The 259-nt window shown below is 66.8% G+C and carries 1 pseudogene; it reads right to left on the reverse strand.

The annotated features are described in order from the left end of the window. Positions 1 to 259 (reverse strand): annotated as a pseudogene (locus FDW83_RS19270) (HNH endonuclease); the annotation flags it as partial.

The raw sequence follows: 259 nt of genomic DNA on the forward strand, positions 1-259 counted from the left end.
GGGTCGAGGAAGTGCTCCACCAAAGCCAAGGCAGCGGGATGCTCCAGAGCCTCGGTTTCGTCGGCGAAGATCTTCGCCTGCTGCCAGGTGAGGCTCCCCGCGGACAGGGCGTCCATGACCGGCGGCAGGGCACAGACCTGCCGGGACTGGGCCACAAACGCACTTGCGGCCCCGGAACTGATTGTCAGGACTCCGGCGATCTCCTCGACGGTGGAGATCTCCGTGTAAGTCCGGTCGTGCAAGGGCGCGTCAGGCGGGG

The sequence above is a fragment of the Pseudarthrobacter sp. NamE2 genome (assembly GCF_005796205.1).
Taxonomy (GTDB): domain Bacteria; phylum Actinomycetota; class Actinomycetes; order Actinomycetales; family Micrococcaceae; genus Arthrobacter.